Source organism: Pseudomonas sp. GD03842, from assembly GCF_029841165.1.
GTDB lineage: Bacteria > Pseudomonadota > Gammaproteobacteria > Pseudomonadales > Pseudomonadaceae > Aquipseudomonas.
This window is the reverse complement of the sequence record NZ_JAOCEA010000040.1, coordinates 1-1,129: the sequence shown is the minus strand read 5'-3', so window position 1 is coordinate 1,129 and position 1,129 is coordinate 1. Positions and strand designations below refer to the sequence as shown.

At 54.1% G+C, this 1,129-nt stretch carries 1 pseudogene; it reads left to right on the top strand.

The annotated features are described in order from the left end of the window. Positions 1–278: 278 nt before the first annotated feature. Positions 279–1,129, top strand: a pseudogene (locus N5D61_RS26405) (IS5 family transposase); the annotation flags it as partial.

Genomic DNA, 1,129 nt, shown 5'->3' with positions numbered 1-1,129 from the left:
TGGCTTCTACTAGGCTTTGCATATCGCTATTTCGTTAGAGGTGCACGATGGCAAAGGCTGGGCGACCCAAGATCTACACGGAGGAATACGAGAAGACCCTGGCGAAAATCGTCCAGGAAAATCCAACTGCCACCGCGCTTGAGATCCGTACGGAGTTTGCGCGCATCACGCAAAAAAAGATCAGCAAAAATGCTCTTTATGCGGCGCTTGATCGTCAAGGCATCAAGCTCGTTCCTAGCTACCAAGCGGTAACTATCGAGATGGCACCTCCTGCTTTAGCTCGATATGGCTACACAGACACACATCGCCACCAGGAGCCTGAACAGATTTATCCAAGCAGCTTGAGCCATGCTGAGTGGAAATTGGTGCAGGATATTTTCGAGAACCAAGGTGGTCGTGGATTTCCTCCAAAAGTGAGTCGACGCACCTTGGTGGACGCTTGTTGCTATGTAGTGCGTAGCGGTTGCCCGTGGCGGATGTTGCCAAGCCATTTTCCTCGTTGGCAGAACGTCTATCGCACCTTCAGGCGCTGGAGCGAGCAAGGTAAGTTTGAACAGATGCATGATCGCTTGCGTCGGCAGTGGCGTGAGCGAGAGGCGCGCTCAGCAGACCCCACTGCCGCGGTATTGGATTCGCAGTCGACCCGAGGATCAGCTCAGGGAGGAGCAACAGGGCTGGATGTCGGCAAAAAAGTAAAAGGACGCAAACGTCACCTGTTGGTCGATACGCTCGGACTACTTTTGGCCGTCGTCGTTACGGCAGCAAACGTCCAAGACCGTGACGGCGCATATCCGCTTGTAGCAGCAGGAATGTCCAAGTACCCCAGTCTCAATACCCTGTTTGTAGACAGTGCCTATGCGGGGCAATGCTCACAGATCGTCTCACAGCGCCATAGTGTTCGCGTTCAAGTCGTGAGGCATCCGGCCAACAAAAACGTGGGGCGCTGGGTGCGCCCGGAACAACCTGATCTGTTCACCGTAACCACCGACAGTCATGGCTTTTTACCACAACCTAAGCGTTGGGTAGTTGAGCGAACACATGCCTGGAATGATCGGGCGCGCAGACTCGCTGTTCACTATGATCGTCTGCCTGTGGTAGCTGAATCATGGGTGTGGCTAGCTGAAGGACG